Annotated in this window: 19 protein-coding genes; 11 read left to right on the top strand and 8 right to left on the bottom strand. The window is 71.2% G+C overall.

Translation table 11 applies throughout. The features are described 5' to 3' along the window. Positions 1 to 158: 158 nt before the first annotated feature. The 3 genes from DN051_RS34850 to DN051_RS34840 are packed head-to-tail and all read right to left on the bottom strand — an operon-like array spanning position 159 to position 2,279. Positions 159 to 1,016, bottom strand: coding sequence for an ABC transporter permease (locus DN051_RS34850; protein WP_053757858.1), 858 nt, complete (start codon positions 1,014 to 1,016; stop codon positions 159 to 161). Then, a complete protein-coding gene (locus DN051_RS34845) occupies positions 976 to 1,821 on the bottom strand; it encodes an ABC transporter ATP-binding protein (RefSeq protein ID WP_053757857.1) in 846 nt (281 codons plus the stop codon). Before DN051_RS34845 ends, DN051_RS34850 begins: the two co-directional genes overlap by 41 nt. Beyond that, positions 1,818 to 2,279, bottom strand: coding sequence for a MarR family winged helix-turn-helix transcriptional regulator (locus DN051_RS34840; protein ID WP_053757856.1), 462 nt, complete (start codon positions 2,277 to 2,279; stop codon positions 1,818 to 1,820). Before DN051_RS34840 ends, DN051_RS34845 begins: the two co-directional genes overlap by 4 nt. A gap of 270 nt (positions 2,280 to 2,549) precedes the next feature. Between DN051_RS34840 and DN051_RS34835 the strand changes: the two genes are divergently transcribed. Further along, positions 2,550 to 3,344: a SigB/SigF/SigG family RNA polymerase sigma factor gene (locus DN051_RS34835; RefSeq protein WP_053757855.1), complete on the top strand. Its 795-nt coding sequence runs from the start codon at positions 2,550 to 2,552 to the stop codon at positions 3,342 to 3,344. 5 nt (positions 3,345 to 3,349) lie between these two features. Here DN051_RS34835 and DN051_RS34830 read toward each other — a convergent pair whose 3' ends face one another. Then, positions 3,350 to 3,682, bottom strand: a complete 333-nt coding sequence (locus tag DN051_RS34830; RefSeq protein WP_053757854.1) for an ANTAR domain-containing protein — start codon at positions 3,680 to 3,682, stop codon at positions 3,350 to 3,352. A gap of 128 nt (positions 3,683 to 3,810) precedes the next feature. On the opposite strand from DN051_RS34830, the gene DN051_RS34825 reads away from it, so the two are divergent. Next, positions 3,811 to 4,614, top strand: coding sequence for a VOC family protein (locus DN051_RS34825; protein WP_053757853.1), 804 nt, complete (start codon positions 3,811 to 3,813; stop codon positions 4,612 to 4,614). A 21-nt stretch (positions 4,615 to 4,635) separates the two neighbouring features. On the opposite strand, the gene glgX is transcribed toward DN051_RS34825, so the two are convergent. Next, positions 4,636 to 6,753, bottom strand: a complete 2,118-nt coding sequence (gene glgX, locus DN051_RS34820) for a glycogen debranching protein GlgX (RefSeq protein WP_420709144.1) — start codon at positions 6,751 to 6,753, stop codon at positions 4,636 to 4,638. Between the two features lie 26 nt (positions 6,754 to 6,779). Continuing rightward, a complete protein-coding gene (locus tag DN051_RS34815) occupies positions 6,780 to 7,292 on the bottom strand; it encodes a hypothetical protein (protein ID WP_053757851.1) in 513 nt (170 codons plus the stop codon). Between the two features lie 303 nt (positions 7,293 to 7,595). Here DN051_RS34815 and DN051_RS34810 point away from each other — a divergent pair, with 303 nt between their 5' ends. The 8 genes from DN051_RS34810 (at position 7,596) to DN051_RS34775 (ending at position 19,140) form a co-directional block, all read left to right on the top strand. Next, positions 7,596 to 7,892, top strand: coding sequence for a DUF5133 domain-containing protein (locus DN051_RS34810; protein WP_053757850.1), 297 nt, complete (start codon positions 7,596 to 7,598; stop codon positions 7,890 to 7,892). Between the two features lie 69 nt (positions 7,893 to 7,961). Further along, complete coding sequence (locus tag DN051_RS34805; RefSeq protein WP_112440624.1) at positions 7,962 to 9,959, top strand: alpha-1,4-glucan--maltose-1-phosphate maltosyltransferase; 1,998 nt, start codon at positions 7,962 to 7,964, stop codon at positions 9,957 to 9,959. Then, positions 9,956 to 11,674 (top strand): maltose alpha-D-glucosyltransferase, encoded by a 1,719-nt coding sequence (treS, locus tag DN051_RS34800; protein WP_112440622.1) that lies wholly within the window; start codon positions 9,956 to 9,958, stop codon positions 11,672 to 11,674. The genes DN051_RS34805 and treS overlap by 4 nt, the downstream gene beginning before the upstream one ends. 28 nt (positions 11,675 to 11,702) lie before the next feature. Further along, positions 11,703 to 13,085: a maltokinase N-terminal cap-like domain-containing protein gene (locus DN051_RS34795; protein ID WP_053761894.1), complete on the top strand. Its 1,383-nt coding sequence runs from the start codon at positions 11,703 to 11,705 to the stop codon at positions 13,083 to 13,085. Positions 13,086 to 13,089: 4 nt separating this feature from the next. Beyond that, complete coding sequence (gene glgB / locus DN051_RS34790; RefSeq protein WP_053761893.1) at positions 13,090 to 15,327, top strand: 1,4-alpha-glucan branching enzyme; 2,238 nt, start codon at positions 13,090 to 13,092, stop codon at positions 15,325 to 15,327. A gap of 108 nt (positions 15,328 to 15,435) precedes the next feature. After that, the gene (locus DN051_RS34785; RefSeq protein ID WP_053761892.1) at positions 15,436 to 16,524 is read left to right on the top strand and encodes a glutamate--cysteine ligase 2; all 1,089 of its coding nucleotides are present in this window, start codon (positions 15,436 to 15,438) and stop codon (positions 16,522 to 16,524) included. Between the two features lie 133 nt (positions 16,525 to 16,657). Then, a complete protein-coding gene (locus DN051_RS34780; protein ID WP_112440620.1) occupies positions 16,658 to 18,562 on the top strand; it encodes an AMP-dependent synthetase/ligase in 1,905 nt (634 codons plus the stop codon). A 143-nt stretch (positions 18,563 to 18,705) separates the two neighbouring features. Next, positions 18,706 to 19,140 (top strand): ATP-binding protein, encoded by a 435-nt coding sequence (locus DN051_RS34775; protein WP_112440618.1) that lies wholly within the window; start codon positions 18,706 to 18,708, stop codon positions 19,138 to 19,140. 5 nt (positions 19,141 to 19,145) lie between these two features. Here the strand turns inward: DN051_RS34775 and DN051_RS34770 are convergent, their stop codons facing one another. Together DN051_RS34770 and DN051_RS34765 are read right to left on the bottom strand one after the other, a co-directional pair. Further along, entirely contained in the window at positions 19,146 to 19,862 is a 717-nt protein-coding gene (locus DN051_RS34770; protein ID WP_112440616.1) for a fibronectin type III domain-containing protein, read from the bottom strand. A 10-nt stretch (positions 19,863 to 19,872) separates the two neighbouring features. Next, positions 19,873 to 20,475 carry a hypothetical protein gene (locus tag DN051_RS34765; RefSeq protein WP_053761888.1) on the bottom strand — a complete coding sequence of 201 codons (603 nt, stop codon included), beginning with the start codon at positions 20,473 to 20,475 and terminating at the stop codon, positions 19,873 to 19,875. 328 nt (positions 20,476 to 20,803) lie between these two features. Between DN051_RS34765 and DN051_RS34760 the strand changes: the two genes are divergently transcribed. Then, positions 20,804 to 22,168 carry an NAD(P)/FAD-dependent oxidoreductase gene (locus DN051_RS34760; protein WP_234388977.1) on the top strand — a complete coding sequence of 455 codons (1,365 nt, stop codon included), beginning with the start codon at positions 20,804 to 20,806 and terminating at the stop codon, positions 22,166 to 22,168. Positions 22,169 to 22,229 lie beyond the last annotated feature (61 nt).

The following is a 22,229-nucleotide window of genomic DNA, read 5'->3' as shown; positions in this document are numbered from 1 at the left end:
GAAGCTGCTTCCTATCCGTGGGCTCAGCGCACTGTCAAATGAGCAGAATGCGCTGTGGCCAGGGATTTCGCCCGAATGATCGCTGATCAAGCGCTGCGCTGGGAGAATCCGCGAGTGCCGGTCGGCGGGCGTGCCGCACATCACGTCCGGTCGGGTGATCAGCGGGCGAGCCGGCCCAGCAGCGAGGAGGCCGCGGCGATGCCCAGCGCGGCGGCGACGGCCAGCACCGCGAAGTCCGGTCCGAGATGCGCGGGGGTGCCGAGCAGCAGTCCGCGCAGGGCGTCGACCTGGTAGCTCAGCGGGTTGATCCTGCTGACCACCTGGAGCCAGTCCGGCATGACGGAGACCGGGTAGAGGGCGTTGGAGCCGAAGAACAGCGGCATCGTGATCGCCTGTCCGATGCCCATCAGGCGGTCCCGGCTGCGCACGATGCCGGCGATGGTCATCGACAGGCAGGCGAAGAAGGCCGAGCCGAGGACGACGGCGGCCGCGACACCGAGCAGCCGCAGCGGGTTCCAGGTCAGGCTCACACCGAGCAGGGCGGCGATGACGATGACGACGACCGCCTGGACGAGCGCCTTCACCCCGGACGCGAAGGCCTTGCCGGTGACGAGGGCGGAGCGCGGGGTGGGGGTGACCAGCAGCTTGTTCAGGACGCCGGCGTCGCGCTCCCAGATGATCTGGATGCCGTAGAAGATGGCGATGAACATGGCGGACTGGGCGATGATGCCGGGTGCGAGGTAGTCGATGTAGGGGACGCCGCCGGTCGGGATCGCCTTGATGCGGGTGAAGGTCTGGCCGAAGATCAGCAGCCACAGGGCGGGCTGCACGGCCCGGGTGTACAGCTCGGTGCGGTCGTGGCTGAGTTTCTGGAGTTCCACGGCGCACATCGCCACGACCCGGGCGGGCAGCAGCCGCCAGCCGGGCCTCGGCGCGGGCGGGCTGACCAGCAGCCCGAGGTCGCTGCGGTCGTGGTCAGCCGACGCGGCGGGCGGTGCGGCGGGTGCTTCGGACATCGCGGAACCCTCCTGACAGCTCATCGAGGCCCCGGCCGGCCACGTCGCGGAAGACGTCCTCGAGGGTGGCTGCCGCCGCGGCCGTGCCGCCCTCGGCCCGCCTGCGCTCGCCCAGGCCACGGCGCAGCGCGGCGGGGGTGCCGAGGGCCCGGATCCGCCCGCGGTGCATCAGACCGACCCGGTCGCAGTACTGGTCGGCCTCGTCCATGTAGTGCGTGGTGACCAGGACGGTCATGCCGGTGGCGGCCCGGACGGCGTTGATGCGGTCCCAGACGCTCGTGCGGGCGATCGGGTCGAGGCCGATCGTGGGCTCGTCGAGGATCAGCAGGCGAGGCGCGCTGACCAGCGCCTGGGCCAGTTCGAGCCGGCGCACCATGCCACCGGAGTAGGTGCCAGCGAGCCGGTCGGCGGCGTCGTCGAGATCGACCGCGGCGAGCGCCTGCCGGACGCGTTCGGCCCGCTCACGGCGGGGCACGTCGAAGACCCGGGCGAACAGGGCGACGTTCTGGCGTCCGGTGAGCGCGGCGTCGGCGGACAGCTGCTGCGGTACGTAGCCGAGGAGCCGCCGGACCGCCATGCGCTCGGTGGCTGCGTCGTGCCCGAAGACGCGGACCGTTCCCGGCGGGAGCGGCAGCAGGGTGGTGACGCAGCGGATCGCGGTGGTCTTCCCGGCGCCGTTGGGGCCGAGCAGTCCGAAGACCTCGCCCTCCCGCACGGTCAGGTCGAGCCCGTCTACCGCCTTCGTGCCGCCGAAGGCGTACGTGAGTCCCTGGCAGGTCAGCGCCTCGACGGGTTCCCTCGTCATGGGTCCCGCTCCTCCTCCCGCAGTCCGGCGGCGAGCCGGCGCAGCGCCGGGAGGGCGGCCCCCAGTGCCTCCCGGTCCGCCTCGTCCAGGCCGGCCACCTGCCGGCGCACGAGGGCGGCGCGCCGGCGCTGCCACTCGCCGAGCCGGGCCTCGGCGGCTCGGGTCGGCAGCAGCCGGGCGGCCCGGCGGTCGGCGGGGTCCGTCCCGCGGAGCAGGTAACCCTGCCGGACCAGCCGGTTGACCAGCGTCGAGACCGAGTTGCCGGCCAGGAACAGCTCACGCGCGGCGTCCGAGATCCCGATGCCGGGACGGTTCGCGACCAGCCGCAGCAGCTCCACCTCGGCACCGCGCAGGGGCGGGTCGGGCATCTCGCCGCGCAGCCGGCGGCGGATCAGCCGCTGGACCCCGACGAGCGTGTCTGCCAGTTCCTCGGGGAAGGTCTCCCGGTCCCGGTCCATGCTTCCCAGATTACGTCTGTGTCAGAGCTAAATGCTCCAAGAGCGGGTCAAGGCTGCCGGGAGGTCGACGGTGCGGAGCCGGGCCGTCACAGGGCGTCGCTCTATTCGCGAAATGCGTTTCGTCCGGTTTTTCCGGGGAATTCCCATATAAGTGCTTCGGACAGGAGGCACGTTCCGTGGGAGCCGGCTCGCCGACCCCTGTGTTTCGTGCGTCCGATCGCGCCCCCACGGTGTCTGTCCACCCGGCACCTGCTGAGGGAGGCGCGCGTCATGCGTACCGCCAGCAGAACAAGGCAACATCCCCACGACGACGCCCCGGACACGGCGGCCGACTTCGTACGGCTCCAGCAGCTCCCGGAAGGTCCCGAGCGCAAGGCGCTCCGCGACGAACTGGTGCGGTTGTGGCTGCCCATGGCGGAACGCATCGCCGTCCGGTTCCGCGGCCGCGGCGAGGCGTTGGAGGACCTGTACCAGGTCGCGGCGCTGGGACTCGTCAAGGCCGTCGACCACTACGACCCGGCCCGGGGCCGCGCCTTCGAGGCGTACGCCGTCCCCACCGTGACCGGTGAGATCAAGCGCCACTTCCGCGACCACATGTGGACGCTGCACGTGCCGCGCCGCGTGCAGGACCTGCGCAACCGGGTGCGCCGCGCCTCCAAGGAGCTGTCCCAGACCACCTCGGGGCGCGCCCCGACGGTCGCCGAGATAGCCGAGCACGCACAGCTCACCGAGAGCGAGGTGCGGGTCGGCATGGAGGCCCTGGAGTGCTTCACGGCCCTGTCCCTCGAAGCCGAGATGCCCGGCACCGACGGTTACGCCCTCGCGGACGCGATCGGCGGCCCCGACCCGCGCTACGACGTCGTCGTGGACCGGGTCGCCGTCGCGCCCTGCCTCCAGGCCCTGCCGGAGCGTGAACGCACCATCCTCTACCTGCGCTTCTTCCGCGGCATGACGCAGAGCTGCATCGCCGAGCAGCTCGGCATATCGCAGATGCACGTCTCCCGGCTGCTGAGCGCCTGCTTCGCGCGGCTGCGTGAGGAGCTGCTGACCGGGACGCCGCGCTGACGGCCTCACTCGGGCGGCGCGCCGGGAACCTGTCGGGGACCGCGCCGGTCCAGCGCCTCCTCCAGCTCGACGCGGATCTCCGGCGGCAGTTCCCCCTTCCGGCCCCAGATCAGAATGAGTTCCGCGACATTGCGGAGTTTGATGTTCGTGTGCTGGGAGACCTGCTTCAGCACGGCCCACCCTTGATCCGGCGTGACCCGGCCCAGGGCGACGATCATGCCGATGGCCTGGTCCACCACGGCATGGGAGGCGAGGGCTTCCTTCAGCTGGGCCACTTCCTCCTGGAGTTCCCGCAGCCGGTCCCCGGCGTCACCGGGGTCGGGTGGTACTCGCGTCACCCGTCCATGGTCCCATCGGGGCCGTGCAGTGCCACCGGGGTACTCGGCAGGCGGGCGGACCGGTTCCGGTTGGACACTGGACGCAGACCGGTGGCTGCCGGTCCACGAGACGAGGACGACTGACTGCCATGAGACACGACACGACGCCCGCCTCTCGCTCGGCGGAAGTCCTCTCCACGCACCACATCTACGGTGCGCCCTGCTGGGTCAGCCTGACCAGCCGCGACGTGCGGGCCACCGAGGAGTTCTACACGGCCGTCCTGGGCTGGCAGTGGCGCAAGGCCAAACTCGGTGACCATTTCCGGATCGCCCTGGCGGACGGCTCGCCGGTCGCCGGGATCGCGGCGGTGGCCGCGATGTGGCAGATGGCGGTGGCCTGGACGCCGTACTTCGCGGTCCGCAGCGCCGACGAGGCCGTGGGCCGGGCCCAGGAGCGGGGCGGTACGGCGGCCGTCGGGCCGATCTCCCTGCCGCCGGGCCGGGCGGCCCTGCTGGCCGACCGGGACGGTGCGACCTTCGGCATCTGGGAGGGGGCGCTCGTCCCCAACTGGGAGAGGTGGCGCCGCTCCGCACCGGCCTTCATCCGGCTGCACACCCGTGACGCCTTCGACGCCGCGATCTTCTACGGGGAGGTGCTCGGCTGGGCCTCCGCGCCGCAGGGGTGCTGCGAGGTGACCTACGAGGGCGACGAGGTGGTCCTGCGCAGCCACGGGGACGTGATGGCCCGGATCGAGTCGGGCGCGCTGGGAGCCGCCCCGGACCCCACCATCCGTCCGCACTGGCAGGTCCACTTCACGGTCAGCGACGTCGCGGCGTGCGCCCGGGCCGCGGAGGCCCATGGCGGCAGCGTCCTGCGCGAGACGGACGACGAGGCGATCCTGCGCGACGCCGACGGTGCGCAGTTCACCGTGACGTCGCACCGGTCGCCGTGACACCGGGCCGGAGCGGCCCGTTCAGCCCGCGTTGCGCGACGGCCGCGAGAGCAGGACGAGACTGCGCGCCTCGACCGGTACGAGGGTGCCGCCCTTGTGCTCCCGCTCGTCCGGGGTGCCCTGCGGATCGGCCGTGTCGATCAGGGCCGTCCAGCGTTCGCCGTACGTGACGTCGGGCAGCCGGAAGTCCATCGGCTCCCAGTAGCTGTTGAGGAGCAGCAGGAAGGAGTCGTCGGTCACGCGGCGTCCGTGGGCGTCGGGTTCGGCGATGGCGTCGCCGTTGAGGAAGACGCCGACGGAGTGCGCGTCGGAGCGCCGCCAGTCCTGGTCGGTCATCTCGCCGGCGTCGGGCAGCAGCCACACCAGGTCGGGCAGCGGCTGTCCCGCGTGCGTCACCGTCTCGCCCCGGAAGAAGCGGCGGCGGCGCAGTACGGGGTGCGCGGCGCGCAGGGCGATGACGTAGCGCGTGAAGTCCCGCAGCTCGCGCTGGGTGTCGGTGAGCCGCCAGTCGATCCAGGAGACCTCGTTGTCCTGGCAGTAGGCGTTGTTGTTGCCTCGCTGGGTGCGGCCGATCTCGTCACCGTGGCCGAGCATGGGGATGCCCTGCGACAGCAGCAGCGTGGCGAGGAAGTTGCGCTGCTGGCGGCCGCGCAGCTCCAGGACCGCCGGGTCGCGCGTCTCGCCCTCGGCACCGCAGTTCCAGGACCGGTTGACGCTCTCGCCGTCCCGGTTGCCCTCGCCGTTGGCCTCGTTGTGCTTGTCGTTGTACGACACCAGGTCGCGCAGGGTGAACCCGTCGTGCGCGGTGACGAAGTTGACGCTGGCGCGCGGTCGGCGCCGGCTGTGCTGGTACAGGTCGGAGGAGCCGGTCAGGCGGGAGGCGAACTCCCCCAGCGTGTGCTCCTCGCCCCGCCAGAAGTCCCGTACGGCGTCGCGGTACTTGCCGTTCCACTCAGACCACAGCGGCGGGAAGTTGCCGACCTGGTAGCCGCCCTCCCCCACGTCCCACGGCTCGGCGATGAGCTTGACCCTGCTGATCACCGGGTCCTGCTGGATCAGGTCGAAGAACGCCGACAGCCGGTCCACCTCGTGGAACTGCCGGGCCAGCGTGGCCGCGAGGTCGAAGCGGAAGCCGTCGACGTGCATCTCGGTGACCCAGTACCGCAGCGAGTCCATGATCAGCTGAAGGACGTAGGGATGCCGCATCAGCAGGCTGTTGCCGGTGCCGGTGGTGTCGTAGTAGTGCCCCCAGTCGCCGTCCACCAGGCGGTAGTACGAGGCGTTGTCGATGCCGCGGAACGACAGCGTCGGGCCCTTCTCGCTGCCCTCGGCGGTGTGGTTGTAGACCACGTCGAGGATCACTTCGAGCCCGGCCGCGTGCAGCGCCTTGACCATCGACTTGAACTCGGCGACCTGCAGGCCCCGCGACCCGTGCGCGGCGTAGGCGTTGTGCGGCGCGAAGTAGCCGATCGTGTTGTAGCCCCAGTAGTTGGACAGGCCCCGGTCCTGAAGGTGACCGTCCTGCACGAACTGGTGCACCGGCATCAGTTCCACCGCGGTCACGCCCAGCGAGACCAGATGCTCGACGACGGCGGGGTGGGCGAGTCCGGCGTAGGTGCCGCGCAGCTCGGGCGGCACGTCCGGGTGGGTGCGGCTCAGCCCCCGCACATGCGCCTCGTAGATCACCGTGTCGGCGTACGACCGCTGCGGCGCCCGGTCGTCGCCCCAGTCGAACGCCGCGTCGGTCACCACGCCCAGCATGGTGTGCCCGGCGCTGTCCGCCGGGTCGGGGCCGCTCGCCGAACGCTCGTACAGCGAGGGGTGGTTGTCGATCTGCCCGTCGACGGCCGTGGCGTACGGGTCGAGCAGCAGCTTGGCCGGGTTGCACCGCTGGCCCATGGCCGGGTGCCAGGGACCGTGCACCCGGTAGCCGTAGCGCTGCCCGGGTCCGACGCCGGGCAGGTAGCAGTGCCAGACGAAGCCGTCGACCTCGGTCAGCGGGACCTCGCGGTGCCGTCCGCGGTCGTCGACCAGGACCAGCTCGACCCGTTCGGCGACCTCGCTGAACAGGGCGAAGTTCGTCCCGTTGCCGTCGTGGTGGGCACCCAGCGGATAGGGGTGCCCGCTCCAGGCCGGCACCCCGTTCTTCCGGCGCGGCTGCTTCGTCACCGGGCGTCCTCCAGGGCGCCGTGCGCCGGGTTCGTCGGGCCGGCCAGTGTGACGGCCGGGAGTTCGCGGGGCACCTGGAGCCCCTCGCGCAGATTCGGCGCGGGCGCCTTCGGCACCAGCGGGACACGCTGGCCGGCACGGGCCCGCTGGGAGAACCAGATGACCTTGCTGCCGGTGTCGGTGGCGCAGCAGCCCCAGCCGTCGCTGGTGGCGGCGATGTGCTCCAGGCAGGCGCGGAGGTCCTGGTCGGGACGCAGGTCGCGGTCGTCGCCGCCGACGGCGGTGATCAGGTGCTGGCGGTTCCACCACATCTCGATCGACGTGTGCTTGTCGGTCGCGTGCCGGTCGATGGCCCTCAGCAGCAGTTCCGCACCGCCGCAGACGGACTCGGCGAGCATCTCCAGGTTCCAGTACCTGAGGTGGGCGGCCAGGATGCGGCTGACCTGTCCGACACGTTCCGGACTCACTTCCACGTCCAGGTGGTAGTAGCAGGGCACTGCGGTCTTCATCGTCGTGGCTCCTCACCAGCGAGGCTCTCGCTTCCCTCGCCCTAGCGGGCCGACCCCCGGACACGAAGCGTGAACATTGATCGCTTCTGAGTCATCTCAACAGTGGGGCTGCTAGCCCATCCGTGCAACACGAGCAGAAGACCCCGGATGGTTGAAGCTCTAACAAGACGTTCAGTCACCAACCGTGCACCATGAGTAAAGGCCTCGATCGCCGCAAACGGATCCGTGCCCCTGTGCGCGCACGGCCGCCGGCCCGACCGTCGGGAACGTGCCCATCGAGCGCCCGGAAGGTGACACGGCGCCATGCTGCTACCCGCCAGAGCCGAAGTCGCCCGGCAACTGCGGCGTTACCGGGCCTGGGAACGCGTGATGCTGGCCTCCCCCGCCGACCTCGCGGTGCGAGCCACCTTCGAGGACTCCGGCTACACCCTCTGCGTGCTGATGGGAAAGCGCTGCGCACGCGAGGCCGCCGAGGCGGCCGAGCACTATCTGCGCGCCGGCCAGGCCGGTTATCTGCGTGAGCAGTTGGGCCGTCCACGCCGCCGTCGTGTCCATCGGCGAGGCCCCCCTGCGGGCAGGCGTTCCCGGGCGGGGCTGTAGTCCCCTTCCGGTGCAGGATCCCGAGCCGGGCCGAGGGGCCCGGCTTTGATGACGGCGGAGGTGAGATCCATGAGTACGACCGAGGCCATCGGCCGCATCCCCGTCCGGGACGTCCACCCGGCGGTGGAGTGCGGCAGGCGTCCGGCGAAGGCAGTCACGGGCGAGACGTTCCAGGTCACCGCGACCGTGTTCCGTGAGGGACACGACGCGGTCGCGGCCAACGTCGTGCTGCGGGACCCGGAGGGCCGGGCCGGGCCGTGGACGCCGATGCGCGAACTCGCCCCCGGCACCGACCGCTGGGGCGCCGAGGTGACGCCGGACGCCGAGGGACACTGGACCTACACCGTGGAGGCGTGGAGCGATCCGCTCACCACCTGGCGCCGGATCGCCCGGATCAAGGTGCCCGCGGGCATCGACACCGGGCTGGTCCTCGAAGAGGGCGCCGATCTGTACGAGCGGGCCTCGCGGGAGGTGCCGGAGCCCGCGGCGCGGGCGCTGGTGCTGGCGGCGGCCGAAACGCTACGGGACGACTCGCTGCCGGTCGCGACCCGCCTCGCGGCGGCGTTGACGCCGCAGGTGTCGGGTGTCCTGGCGCGGTATCCGCTGCGGGAGTCGGTGACAGCGTCGGATCCGTTGCCGTTGCTGGTGGAGCGGGAGCGGGCGCTGTTCGGGTCGTGGTACGAGTTCTTCCCGCGTTCCGAGGGCACCGCGGAGCGGCCGCACGGGACGTTCCGGACCGCGGCGCGCCGGCTGCCCGCGATCGCGGCGATGGGGTTCGACGTGGTGTACCTGCCGCCGGTGCATCCCATCGGCAGCACGTTCCGCAAGGGCCGCAACAACTCGCTGTCGCCCACGCCGGAGGACGTGGGGGTGCCCTGGGCGATCGGTTCGCCGGAGGGCGGGCACGACGCGCTGCATCCGGCGCTGGGCACGATCGAGGACTTCGACCGGTTCGTGGCCCGGGCTGCGGCGCTGGGGCTGGAGGTGGCGCTGGACTTCGCGTTGCAGTGCTCGCCGGACCATCCGTGGGTGGACAAGCATCCGGAGTGGTTCCACCACCGCCCGGACGGGTCGATCGCGTACGCGGAGAACCCGCCGAAGAAGTACCAGGACATCTACCCCGTCGCGTTCGACCGGGACATGGCGGGGCTGGTGGCGGAGACGGTGCGGGTGCTGCGGCACTGGATGGCGCACGGGGTGCGGATCTTCCGGGTGGACAATCCGCACACCAAGCCGGTGGTGTTCTGGGAGCGGGTGATCGCGGACGTCAACGGCACCGACCCGGACGTGATCTTCCTGGCGGAGGCGTTCACCCGGCCCGCGATGATGCACACGCTGGCGCAGATCGGCTTCCAGCAGTCGTACACCTACTTCACCTGGCGCAACACACGTCAGGAACTGACGGAGTACCTGACCGAACTGTCGGGGGAGGCCGCCTCCTACATGCGGCCCAACTTCTTCGTCAACACGCCCGACATCCTGCACGCCTACCTCCAGCACGGCGGGCGTCCCGCCTTCGAGGTCCGGGCCGTGCTCGCCGCCACCCTCTCGCCCACCTGGGGCGTGTACTCGGGCTACGAACTGTGCGAGAACACCCCGCTGCGGGACGGCGGCGAGGAATACCTCGACTCGGAGAAATACCAGCTCAAACCCCGTGACTGGGACGCCGCCGAACGCGAGGGCCGCACCATCGCCCCCCTGATCACCACCCTCAACACCATCCGCCGGGAGCACCCCGCGCTGCGCCGGCTCAGGAATCTCCACTTCCACCGGACCGACAACGACGCCCTCATCGCGTACAGCAAGCGCACGGGCGCCGACACCGTCCTGGTGGTCGCCAACCTCGATCCCCACCACACCCAGGAGGCCACGGTCTCATTGGACATGCCGCAACTCGGCCTGGACCGGTACGAGTCGGTACCGGTGCGCGACGAACTGACGGGTGAGACCTACCACTGGGGCAGCACCAACTATGTGCGCCTGGACCCGGGCCGGGCTCCGGCCCATGTGTTCCACGTCCAGCGGTCGCCCGCCTCGCCGCAGAACGGAGGGTCAGCAGCGTCATGACCGTCAACGAGCCCGTCCCGGACACCTTCGAGGACACCCCGGCCCAGGACCGGGACCCGGATTGGTTCAAACGCGCCGTGTTCTACGAGGTCCTCGTCAGGTCCTTCCAGGACAGCAACGGCGACGGCGTCGGCGACCTCAAGGGCCTGACCGCCAAACTCGACTACCTCCAGTGGCTCGGCGTGGACTGCCTCTGGCTCCCCCCGTTCTTCAAGTCACCCCTGCGTGACGGCGGCTACGACGTCTCCGACTACACCGCCGTACTGCCCGAGTTCGGCGACCTCGCCGACTTCGTGGAGTTCGTCGACGCCGCCCACCAGCGCGGCATGCGCGTCATCATCGACTTCGTCATGAACCACACCAGCGACCAGCACCCGTGGTTCCAGGAGTCCCGCAAGGACCCCGACGGCCCCTACGGCGACTACTACATGTGGGCCGACGACGACAAGCAGTACCAGGACGCCCGCATCATCTTCGTCGACACCGAGGCCTCCAACTGGACCTTCGACCCGGTCCGCAAGCAGTACTTCTTCCACCGGTTCTTCTCCCACCAGCCCGACCTCAACTACGAGAACCCGGCCGTGCAGGAGGAGATCCTGGCCGCCCTGCGGTTCTGGCTGGACCTGGGCATCGACGGATTCCGGCTGGACGCGGTGCCCTACCTTTACGCCGAGGAGGGCACCAACTGCGAGAACCTGCCGCCCACGCACCAGTTCCTCAAGCGGGTCCGCCGTGAGATCGACACGATGTACCCGGACACGGTGCTGCTGGCGGAGGCCAACCAGTGGCCGGAGGACGTGGTCGACTACTTCGGCGACTTCGGCTCCGGCGGCGACGAGTGCCACATGGCCTTCCACTTCCCGGTCATGCCGCGCATCTTCATGGCGGTCCGCCGCGAGTCCCGCTACCCGGTCTCCGAGATCCTCGCCAAGACACCCGCCATCCCCACCAGTTGCCAGTGGGGCATCTTCCTGCGCAACCACGACGAGCTCACCCTCGAAATGGTCACCGACGAAGAACGCGACTACATGTACGCGGAGTACGCCAAGGACCCGCGCATGCGCGCCAACATCGGCATCCGCCGCAGGCTCGCCCCCCTGCTGGACAACGACCGCCACACGATCGAACTGTTCTCGGCGCTGCTGCTGTCCCTGCCGGGCAGCCCGATCCTGTACTACGGCGACGAGATCGGCATGGGGGACAACATCTGGCTCGGCGACCGCGACGCGGTGCGCACCCCCATGCAGTGGACGCCGGACCGCAACGCCGGCTTCTCGTCGTGCGACCCCGGCCGGCTCTCCCTGCCGACGATCATGGACCCGGTCTACGGCTACCAGGTCACCAACGTCGAGGCGTCCATGTCGTCGCCGTCGTCGCTGCTGCACTGGACCCGCCGCATGATCGAGATCCGCAAGCAGAACCCCGCCTTCGGCCTCGGCTCGTACACCGAACTCCAGTCCTCCAACCCCGCGGTGCTCGCCTTCCTGCGGGAGTACGAGGACGACCTGGTGCTGTGTGTGAGCAACTTCGCCCGTTTCGCCCAGCCGACCGAGCTGGATCTGCGCGAGTTCGCCGGGCGCCATCCGGTCGAGCTGTTCGGCGGGGTCCGCTTCCCCGCCATCGGCGAACTGCCCTACCTGCTGACCCTCGGGGGCCACGGCTTCTACTGGTTCCGGCTCGTCCGCGTCGCCTCTCGCATCGGCCGCCGACAGTGAGAGTGCGCCGACGAAAGGAGGCGTCTCCATGACGAAGACCGCGTCCCTGCGCCCGAGCGTCTGTGGACTCGCCCGGTCCATGGCCTCGCTCGACGGGCTGCTGCGCGAGTGGCTGCCCCGCCAGCGCTGGTTCGCCGGCAAGGACCGGCCCGTCACCGACCTGATCCTGCTGTCGATGACGGAACTGTTCCCGGGGTGTCTGCATCTGCTGGTGCACGCCGGGCACTCGGGCGGACACGCGGGTCTCGCAGGAGTGCCCTCCCCCGGCGGCACTCCCCCGCCCGGTGACTGCTACCAACTGCTCCTCGGGGTCCGCGAGCACCCGACCCCGCGCCTCGGCCGGGCCCTGATCGGCCGAGCCCAGGAGGGCCCGCTGGCCGGCATGACGGTCTACGACGCCCTCCAGGACCCGCGCACGGCACAACTGCTGCTGGAACGGCTGCGCCACCCCGGCTCGGCGGGCCCGCTGCGCTTCGAGGCCGACCCGGCCAGTCCGGTGCCCGCCGGCCTGGTGCCCCGGCTGCTGGACGCCGAGCAGTCGAACTCCTCGCTGATCTACGGCGACGCGTTCATCCTGAAGGTCTTCCGCCGTATCCAGCCCGGCGTCAACCCCGATCTGGAAGTGCCGGGCGCGCTGGCCGGACAGGGCTGCGACCGGGTCCCCGCGCCCGTGGCGTGGTTCCGCACCACCCAGCCCCAGCAGGCGACGCTCGGCGTGCTGCAACCCTTCCTGCCGGACGCGTCCGACGGCTGGGCCCTGGCCCTGCACGCGCTCGCCACCGGCGACGAGTTCACCGCCGAGGCCCGCGAGCTGGGCCGGGCCACGGCGGAGGTCCATCTCGCGCTGGCCGCCGCCTTCCCGGCCGGCGGCCGCTGCGAGAACCGCCGTACGGCGGCGGCGATGGCGGAGCGGCTGGACGCCGCCGCGCACAGCGTCCCGAAGCTGCGGCCGTTCGTACCCGGACTGCGGACCGCGTTCAGCGCGCTGCTGACCTGCGATCCCGGGCCTCCGGCCCAGCGCATCCACGGAGACCTGCACCTCGGGCAGGTGCTGCGCGCGGGCCGCGAGTGGTTCGTCATCGACTTCGAGGGCGAGCCCTCCCGTCCGCTCGCCGAGCGGCGCAGCGCCCAGTCACCGGTCCGGGACATCGCCGGGATGCTGCGCTCCTTCGACTACGCGGCCCGGCAGCGCCGCCCGTGGCGTCCCCGGTGGGCGAGCCGCTGCCGCGAGGCCTACTGTGCGGGTTATGCCGCCCGGGCCGGCTGGGACCCGCGCACCAAGCACGGGCTGCTTCGTGCCTACGAGACCGACCGGGCCGTTTACGAGGTGCTCTACGAAGCCAGGCACCGTCCGGACTGGCTCCCCGTACCGATGGCGGCGATCGAACGACTCGCCGTGAGAGGAGACTGACGCCGTGGCGCTGCACGACACCTCAATCCCGGAGCCCTCGGGCCCGCTCCCGTCCGCACAGGACGCGGCCCGCGGCGCACCGCCCATGGACCCGGCCGACCGCGAGCGCCTGCTGGCGGGCGCCCATCACGATCCGCACGCCCTGCTGGGCGCGCACCCCGTCCCCGGCGGGATCGCCGTACGGGCGCTGCGGCCGTTCGCCCGCTCGGTGAGCGTGCTGGCCGGCGGGGAGCGGATCGAGCTGGCCCCGGAGGGCGACGGTCTCTTCTCCTGTCTGCTCCCGGCCGAGACCGTCCCGGACTACACGCTGCTCGTCGCCTACGGGGACGAGGAGCACGAGGCCCATGACCCGTACCGGTTCCTGCCGTCCCTGGGTGAGTTCGACCTGCACCTGATCAGGGAGGGCCGGCACGAGCAGCTCTGGCAGGCGCTCGGCGCCGAGCCGATGACCCACCAGGGCGTCACCGGCACCCGCTTCACGGTGTGGGCGCCGAACGCCCGGGGCGTCCGGGTCACCGGGGAGTTCTGCTGCTGGGACGGCACGGCCTTCCCGATGCGGTCGCTCGGCTCGTCCGGTGTGTGGGAGCTGTTCCTGCCGGGCATCGGCGAGGGCACCCGGTACAAGTTCGAGATCACCTCCCAGTACGGCGGCCGGTTCCTGAAGGCGGACCCGATGGCGCGGCGCACGGAGGTGCCGCCGGCGACGGCGTCCGTGGTGACGGCCGCGCACCACGAGTGGCGGGACCAGGAGTGGCTGGCCCATCGCGGCGACACTCCGGTGCACGAGGCGCCGTTCTCGGTCTACGAGGTCCATCTGCCGTCCTGGCGGCCGGGCCTGACGTACCGCGAGCTGGCGGAGCAGTTGCCGGCGTACGTCAAGGACCTCGGCTTCACCCATGTCGAGCTGATGCCGGTGGCCGAGCACCCCTTCGGGGGCTCATGGGGCTACCAGGTCACCGGCTTCTACGCCCCGACGTCCCGGCTCGGCACCCCCGACGACTTCCGGTACCTCGTCGACGCGCTGCACCGGGCCGGCATCGGCGTGATCATGGACTGGGTGCCGGCGCACTTCCCGAAGGACGACTGGGCGCTGGCCCGGTTCGACGGGGACCCGCTGTACGAGCCCGGAAACGCGCAGCGGGCCGAGCACCCCGACTGGGGGACGTACGAGTTCGACTTCGGCCGGACCGAGGTGCGCAACTTCCTCGTCGCCAACGCCGTGTACTGGTGCGAGGAGTTCCACATCGACGGCCTGCGCGTGGACGCGGTGGCCTCCATGCTCTACCTCGACTACTCACGGGACTCGGGCCAGTGGACCCCGAACGTCTTCGGCGGTCGGGAGGACCTGGACGCGATGGCGTTCCTCCAGGAGATGAACGCGACCCTGTACCGGAGGGTGCCGGGAGTGGTGACGATCGCCGAGGAGTCCACCGCCTGGGGCGGGGTGACCCGGCCGACCGAGAGCGGCGGGCTGGGCTTCGGGCTGAAGTGGAACATGGGCTGGATGCACGACTCGCTCCAGTACATGAGCCACGAGCCGGTGCACCGCAAGTACCACCACCACGAGATGACCTTCTCGATGATCTACGCGTACAGCGAGAACTACGTGCTGCCCATCTCGCACGACGAGGTCGTCCACGGCAAGCAGGCCCTGGTGTCGAAGATGCCCGGCGACTGGTGGCAGCAGCGCGCCGACCACCGTGCGTACCTCGGCTTCATGTGGGCCCATCCGGGCAAGCAGCTCCTGTTCATGGGACAGGAGTTCGCGCAGGGCGGCGAGTGGTCGGAGGCCCACGGTCCCGACTGGTGGCTGCTCGACCCCGAGTACGCCGCCGAGGCGGACCACCGCGGCGTCCGCGACCTGGTGCGCGATCTCAACTCCCGGTACCTGCGCACCCCGGCGCTGTGGCAGCGCGACACCGACCCCGCGGGGTTCCAGTGGGTGGCGTGCGACTCGGCGGACGACAACGTCTTCGCGTTCCTGCGTCTGGACGCCGAGGGCGAGGCGCTCCTCGCGGTCAGCAACTTCTCCCCGGTGGTCCGCCACGACTACCGGGTGGGTGTCCCGGACGACGTCCCGGCCTGGCGGGAGGTCCTCAACACCGACGACCTCGCCTACGGCGGCAGTGGCATCACCCACCCCGACCCCCTCAAGTCCGAGGCGCAGAAGGCGCACGGACGCCCCACGAGCATCCGGCTGACCCTGCCGCCCCTCGCCACGGTCTGGCTGCGGCCCGTCTGAACGGACCGGATCCCGGCAGTCAGGTGTCCGAACGGCCGTGGAGGGCAGTCGGGGACGTACGACGGGAGTCCTCCGTCGCCGTGCAGGGTCGTGGAAGGGCCGCATCAGGTGCGCACCGTCGGAGTGGAGGAGGAACTCCTCCTGGTGGACCCGGAGACGGGTGACCCCCGGGCCCGGTCCGCCGCCGTGCTCGCCCAGGCCGCGCAGGAGGAACCGGACCAGGACGTGTTCGAGAAGGAACTCCACGAGCAGATGCTGGAGTTCGCCACGCACCCGCAGTCCGACATGGCCGCCCTCCGCGCGGAGATCGGCCGGTGCCGCGAGGAGGCCGCCCGGCACGCCGGCGAGATCGGCTGCACCGTGGCGGCGCTCGCCACGTCGCCGCTGCCCGTCAGCCCCTCCGTCGGCGAGAACCGGCGCTACCAGTGGATGGCGCGGCAGTACGGGATCGCCACCCAGGAACAGCTCGTGCTCGGCTGTCACGTCCATGTGTCGGTCGCGGACGACGAGGAGGGCGTGGCGGTGATCGACCGGATGCGCCCGTGGCTCGCGGTGCTGTCGGCGCTGAGCGCCAACTCCCCCTACTGGCAGGGCACGGACACCAGTTACAGCAGCTACCGCAGCCGGGTCTGGCAGCGCTGGCCGTCGGCCGGGCCCACGGAGGTGTTCGGCTCGGCCGCGCGCTATCACCGGCGGGTCGCGGACATGGTGGCCACCGGTGCCGTCCTCGACGAGGCGATGGTCTACTTCGACGTCCGGCTGTCCCGTCGCTATCCGACGGTGGAGGTCCGGGTCGCGGACGTGTGTCTGCACGCGGACACCGCCGTCCTGATCGCGGTCCTGACCCGGGGGCTGGTCGAGACGGCCGCGCGCGAATGGCGCGCCGGGCGGGAGCCGGCCGGGCACAGTGTGAGCCTGCTCCGGCTGGCGGCCTGGCGGGCCGCCCGCTCGGGGCTGACCGGGGACCTCCTCCACCCGGCGGCGCTGCGCCCCGCGCCCGCCGAAACGGTCGTCCGGGCGCTGCTGGAGCACACCGGGGACGCGCTCGCCGACAGCGGGGACCTCGATCTCGCGCGGGCGTCCTGCGAGGCGCTGCTGCGGCACGGCAACGGCGCCCGCGTACAGCGTGAGCTGCTGGAACGCACCGGGCGGCTGCGGGACGTCGTCGTGGAGTGCGTACGCCGCACGCAGGGCTGAGCCACCGAGATCAACAAGACGGATTCAGTTCTCGGTTTGTGGCACGAACCGGTCCCACCTGGGCTACATTCGACCACCGTTGATAACAGTGCTCGTCGGCGGAGTCACAGCCCGTACACCTCAGGAGCAGCGCATGCGCGACTTCGCCCTCGCTCCCGCGACGGTCCAGCCGCTCACCGGCGGGCTGGCCGACAGTCTCTTCGAGACGGCGGCCCGGAATCCCACCCTTCCGCTGATCGCGCACCGCTCCGATCCCTCGTCGGAGGTCTGGGAGGAGATCACCGCGGTCGAACTGCGGGACGAGGTGGTGGATCTGGCCAAGGGCCTGGTCGCGTCGGGCATCTCGCCCGGTCACCGCGTCGCGATCATGGCCCGGACCCGTTACGAGTGGACCGTGCTCAGCTACGCCCTGTGGACGGTCGGGGCGGAGGTCGTCCCGATCCATCCGACGTCCTCACGCGACCAGGTCGAATGGATCCTGCGGGACGCCGGCTGCGTGGCCGTGGTGGTCGAGGACGAGCAGGGCGTCATGACGGTCGGCTCCGTCTGCGCCACGCTCAAGGGGCTGCGGCACGTGTGGCAGTTGGACGCGGGCGCGCTGGAGGACCTGGCCGCCCGGGGCGAGTTCCTCCCGGCGGCCACGGTCGACTCGCTGCGCCGGATCGTGCTGCCCGACGCCACCGCGGTGATCGCGTACACGTCGGGCACCTCGGGCCGGCAGATGGGCTGCGCCCTGAGCCATCGAGGCCTGGCGAGCCCCTGCGACACGCTCCTCGCCGGCTGGGGCCACACCGCCGCGCCGCCCGGCGAGCAGGGCCGGATCCTGGCCTTCCTGCCCTTCTCCCACGTGTACGGCCTGATGATCCAGGGCCTGTGCATCCGCGGCGGACTGCTGATGGGCCACGAACCCGATCTGAGCGCCCAGGCCATGTCGTCGGCGCTGCGCAGCTTCCGGCCCACCTACTTCTACGGCGTGCCGTCGGTGTTCGAGAAGATCTACAAGAACTTTCTGCGGGCGGCGCAGCAGTCGGGCCGGGGCGCGCTGTTCGAGCGGGCCGCGGAGACCGCCCGGGACTTCGCCGCGGCCACGGAACGGCAGCGGCTGGGCCGGGGGTCGGGGCCGGGACTCGATCTGCGGCTGCAACACGCGGTGTACGAGCGGACGGTGTACCGCAGGCTGCGGTCGGCGTTCGGCGGCCGGGTGGGCCGGGCGACGTCGGGCGGCTCGCCGCTCAGCCGTGAACTGTCCCTTTTCTACGAGGGCATCGGCATCTATGTGCACGACGGGTACGGGCTGACCGAGACCAGCGGCGGGCTCACCATGCAGCCGCTCGGCCGGGAGAAGTCCGGCACCGTCGGGCAGGCGCTGCCGGGCATGGAGATCCGGGTCGCCGCGGACGGCGAGATCATGGTGCGCGGCCCGGCGGTGTTCCAGGGCTACGTCCACGACCGGATGGCCACGCGGGCCGCGCTCTGGGCGGGCTGGCTGGCCACCGGCGACCTGGGGCGGCTGGACTCCGAGGGCTATCTGACGATCACCGGCCGCAAGAAGGACGTCATCATCACGAACAGCGGCAAGAGTGTCGCCCCGGCCGCGCTGGAGCAGCGGCTGCGGATGCATCCGCTCGTTCACCAGGCGGTGGTGGTGGGCGACAACCGGCCCTGTGTAGGAGCCCTGATCACCCTGGACCCGGAGTTCCTGGCGCACTGGCAGGCGGGGCTGATGATGCAGGGCGACGCGTCGGTGCGCGAGGCCCGGGAGGAGAACGCGCTGCGCGAGGAGGTCGCGCGCGCGATCGCGGCGGCGAACAGCACGGTGTCGCGGTCGGAGTCGATCCGGGTGTTCCGTCTGCTGCCCGAGCCGTTCGACGTGGCGAACGGGCTGCTGACGCCGTCGATGAAGCTGCGCCGGGACGCGATCGTGGAGCGTTACGCCGCAGAGATCGACGTGATGTACCAGACGCGCTCGCGGCCGTCCGGGAGCGGTGTTCCCGAGGAACCCGCCGGATGGGACGACTCGGACAACGTCTTCCGCTGAGAGTGCCGACGACAACGTCTTCCGCTGAGACCGCCGACCGGCCGGCCGTCGGACGCGTAGCCTCGGCGCGCCCGGGAACCCACACAAGTGAGGACACTGAGAGACGGGGACAGCCCTGTAAGAGGAAGGGCTGGAAGGGCGACATGGCAACCGAGCCGCGTTGGGACGACACACTGCCCGCCCAGGGCATCCCGCCCTGCACGACCGGGTTCGCGGGCGAGCCGCACGATGTCACGGGTGCGCGCCTGGTCGCGGAGAGATATCTGCGCGACCTGGCGCGGGTCTCCCCGCCCGCCTCCCGGGAGCACTGGCACGACGTGCTGCTGGTGGTGACGGAGCTGGCCGCCAACGCGGTGCAGTACGCGCCCGGACCGTTCCGGCTGCGGATACGCCGCACCTACGACGGTGTCCATGTCACCCTGCACGACACGAGCAGCACGGCGCCCGAGCCGCGGCCGTTCCGGCCCAGCCAGGGCGGCGGGGGCATCGGCTGGCACCTGATGCAGGCCCTGTGCGACCAGGTCAGCGTGGTGACCGATGAGCAGGGCAAGGACGTGCACGCGTTCATGCCCTGGTGAGGCGGCTACTCCCCGGTGGTGAGCCGGACTGCCTGGGAGCGCTCACCGAGGACGAGGGCGCGCACCCGGTACGACGCGTGCTTCTCGTCCGGCAGGGTGATCAGCCCGGTGGAGTCGACGTCCGGGTCGAGGACCGCGACGGGCTCGTAGGCGCCGCCCCCGGTCCTGCGGATCTCCAGCAGGAAGCCGTCCTCGTCGGAGGAGTTGTCCCGCCAGGTGAAGTGGATGCCGTTGGCGTGCTTGATCACGGCCCTCAGCTCGCCGGGCGCCGCCGAGCCGGTCCGCAGCGCGTGCCGGGCGCCGCGCGGGCCGGGGCGGTCCCGCGGCGGCAGCCAGTCGTGCGGGGAGTTCTCGTCGGCCGCGGTGGGCTTTCCGGGCGGGAGGTCGACCCGGACCGGTGCGGAGGCGGGGCCGCGGTAGGCCCGCAGCCGGTAGACGAAGGTCGTGTGCGGCATGAGGTCGGGGTGACGGTACGTCGTCACGTGCCGGGCCAGGTACTGGAGAGGGGTGTAGGGGCCGGTCTCGGCGGTGGCGAACTCCAGGACATGGCCCGCCACGTCCGGACGGCCGTCCGTCCAGTTCAGGTCGATGTCGGTCGGGGTGACGAGCGCGGCCCGCAGCGGCTGCGACGGGGCCGGCGTCGGGGCCGTGGCCGAGCAGGCCGGCAGTGCCAGTGCCAGGAACAGCACTGCCGGCGCTGCGCGAAGCGTCCTCGCGGGCATACCGCGGCCGCTACTTGCGCCAGAAGCGGATGCCGCTCCACTCGACGGTGGCCGGACCGCTGCCGCTGTTGGTGCGGTAGGCGCCGAACTTGTCGTAGAAGCTGCCGCCGGGGCTGGCGTAGGTGTGCTTGAGCGAGCCGTTGATGTACGTGCGGTGCTCCCGGCCGACCTCGTGAACCGTGTTCACGCGCACGGTCGCCCCGACGGTCCCCGCGGTGGACAGGGTGGCGCCGCCGTGCACGGCGTACAGCCTGCCGCCGCGCTCGACGGCGAGCATGAAGTACGGTCCGGAGCCCGATTCGTGGAACGTCTGCTTCAGGCTGATCCGGGTGCCGCTGAGGCTCGTGACGCGGAAGGAGCCCTCGAACTGGCGGGTCCCTCCGGTGTAGGTGGCGTAGCGGCGTTCGGCTCGCTGGTCTCCGCTCGCGGTCGAGCAGGTGAGCCGGAACGTCAGGCCGTCGACCTGTCCGCAGCCGCGCTCCTGGACGGTGTGGGTGGGCGAGACCGACTGCCAGCCGCCGGGCTCCACTTCGGCGAGGGCGTGCGGGGCGGCGAGCAGCGACGAGCCGCAGACCGCCGTGGTCACGACAAGTGTGCGCAGGCGTGCGTGCATCCTGCCTCCTCAGAGGGGTGGGGGGTCGGGCACCATCACGCACTGGTCATGTACGTGAACGATGACTCCAAGGATGAACACTGCCAGACCGTAGGACTGGACCATTGCCCCGTCAAGGCATCGTGCGCACCGGCTCGTTCACTTCCCTCCGGCGCGTTTCACGGCCCGTGCGTGCATCCTGGTGCTCCGGCCGTACAGCTGCCTGCCGTGCCCGACTGGCGCGGCGGCTCCGGGCGCGATGGGATCGATGAGGTGCGAAGCCGCGATCAACGGGCACGCGCATGGCGTCGGGATCGAACCGCCCGGAACCGCGGAAGGGAAGAACATCGTGACACGACCCAGGATCCTGGTGGTGGGCGCGGGCTTCGCGGGGGTGGAGTGCGTACGGCGTCTGGAACGCCGGCTCTCCCCCGAGGAGGCCACCGTCACCCTGGTGACGCCGTTCGCCTACCAGCTCTATCTGCCGCTGCTGCCCCAGGTCGCCTCCGGTGTGCTGACACCGCAGTCCATCGCCGTGTCACTGCGCCGCAGCAGCAAGTACCGCACGCGGATCATCCCGGGCGGAGCGATCGGCGTGGACCTGAAGGCCAAGGTGTGCGTGATCCGCACCATCACGGACGAGATCGTCGACGAGCCGTACGACTACATCGTGCTGGCGCCCGGAAGCGTCACCCGCACCTTCGACATCCCCGGGCTCCTGGACAACGCCTTCGGCATGAAGTCGCTCGCCGAGGCGGCCTACGTCCGTGATCACGTCATCTCGCAGCTGGACCTCGCCGACGCCAGCCACGACCCCGCCGAGCGCGCCTCCCGCCTCCAGTTCGTGGTCGTCGGCGGCGGTTACGCGGGCACCGAGACGGCGGCCTGTCTGCAGCGTCTGACCAGCTGCGCCGTCAGGCGGTATCCCCGGATCGATCCGGGCCTGATCAAGTGGCACCTGATCGACATCGCGCCTAGGCTGATGCCGGAACTGGGCGAGAAGCTCGGCCTCAGCGCGCAGGAGATCCTGCGCCGGCGCGGAGTGGAGGTCTCCCTGGGCGTCTCCATCGCCAAGGCGGGCCCCGAGGAGGTGACCTTCACCGACGGCCGGGTCGTGCCCACCCGCACCCTGATCTGGACGGCGGGCGTGGTGGCGAGCCCGCTGATCGCCACGCTGGGCGCGGAGACGGTGCGAGGGCGGCTCGCGGTGAACGCCGAGATGACGCTGCCGGGGCACGACGGCGTGTTCGCGCTCGGTGACGCCGCCGCGGTACCCGATCTGGCCGAGGGCGAGGAGGGCGCGGTCTGCCCGCCCACCGCCCAGCACGCCATGCGGCAGGGCAAGAAGGTCGCCGACAACGTCATCGCGACGCTGCGCGCCCAGCCTCTGAAGCCCTATGTGCACAAGGACCTCGGGCTCGTCGTCGATCTCGGCGGGCGCGACGCGGTCTCCAAGCCGCTCGGGGTCGAACTGCGCGGGCTGCCCGCCCAGGCCGTGGCCCGCGGCTACCACTGGTCGGCGCTGCGCACCAATGTCGCCAAGACCCGGGTCATGACCAACTGGCTGCTCAACGCGGTGGCCGGCGACGACTTCGTCCGCACCGGCTTCCAGGCCCGCCGCGCCGCCAAGCTGAAGAACTTCGAGTACACCGACGCGTATCTGACGCCCGAGCAGGTGCGGGCCCACGTCGACGGGACGGGCCGGGCCGGGTGAGACAGCGCCGGGGCCGCGCCCGCCGGGGCCACCCGCAGCGGGCGCGGCCCCGGCCGACGTG

The sequence above is a fragment of the Streptomyces cadmiisoli genome, assembly GCF_003261055.1.
Classification (GTDB): Bacteria; Actinomycetota; Actinomycetes; order Streptomycetales; family Streptomycetaceae; genus Streptomyces; species Streptomyces cadmiisoli.
The sequence above is the reverse complement of the archived record's forward strand: the minus strand, read 5'-3'. Positions and strand labels throughout refer to the sequence as shown.

Excerpts from the sequence above, each read along its gene's own strand:
- DN051_RS34850 (WP_053757858.1), bottom strand. The coding sequence starts at position 1,016 with ATGTCCGAAGCACCCGCCGCACCGCCCGCCGCGTCGGCTGACCACGAC.
- DN051_RS34845 (WP_053757857.1), bottom strand. The coding sequence starts at position 1,821 with ATGACGAGGGAACCCGTCGAGGCGCTGACCTGCCAGGGACTCACGTAC.
- DN051_RS34840 (WP_053757856.1), bottom strand. The coding sequence starts at position 2,279 with ATGGACCGGGACCGGGAGACCTTCCCCGAGGAACTGGCAGACACGCTC.
- DN051_RS34835 (WP_053757855.1), top strand. The coding sequence starts at position 2,550 with ATGCGTACCGCCAGCAGAACAAGGCAACATCCCCACGACGACGCCCCG.
- DN051_RS34825 (WP_053757853.1), top strand. The coding sequence starts at position 3,811 with ATGAGACACGACACGACGCCCGCCTCTCGCTCGGCGGAAGTCCTCTCC.
- DN051_RS34815 (WP_053757851.1), bottom strand. The coding sequence starts at position 7,292 with ATGAAGACCGCAGTGCCCTGCTACTACCACCTGGACGTGGAAGTGAGT.
- DN051_RS34810 (WP_053757850.1), top strand. The coding sequence starts at position 7,596 with ATGCTGCTACCCGCCAGAGCCGAAGTCGCCCGGCAACTGCGGCGTTAC.
- DN051_RS34805 (WP_112440624.1), top strand. The coding sequence starts at position 7,962 with ATGAGTACGACCGAGGCCATCGGCCGCATCCCCGTCCGGGACGTCCAC.
- treS (WP_112440622.1), top strand. The coding sequence starts at position 9,956 with ATGACCGTCAACGAGCCCGTCCCGGACACCTTCGAGGACACCCCGGCC.
- DN051_RS34795 (WP_053761894.1), top strand. The coding sequence starts at position 11,703 with ATGACGAAGACCGCGTCCCTGCGCCCGAGCGTCTGTGGACTCGCCCGG.
- DN051_RS34780 (WP_112440620.1), top strand. The coding sequence starts at position 16,658 with ATGCGCGACTTCGCCCTCGCTCCCGCGACGGTCCAGCCGCTCACCGGC.
- DN051_RS34775 (WP_112440618.1), top strand. The coding sequence starts at position 18,706 with ATGGCAACCGAGCCGCGTTGGGACGACACACTGCCCGCCCAGGGCATC.
- DN051_RS34770 (WP_112440616.1), bottom strand. The coding sequence starts at position 19,862 with ATGCCCGCGAGGACGCTTCGCGCAGCGCCGGCAGTGCTGTTCCTGGCA.
- DN051_RS34765 (WP_053761888.1), bottom strand. The coding sequence starts at position 20,475 with ATGCACGCACGCCTGCGCACACTTGTCGTGACCACGGCGGTCTGCGGC.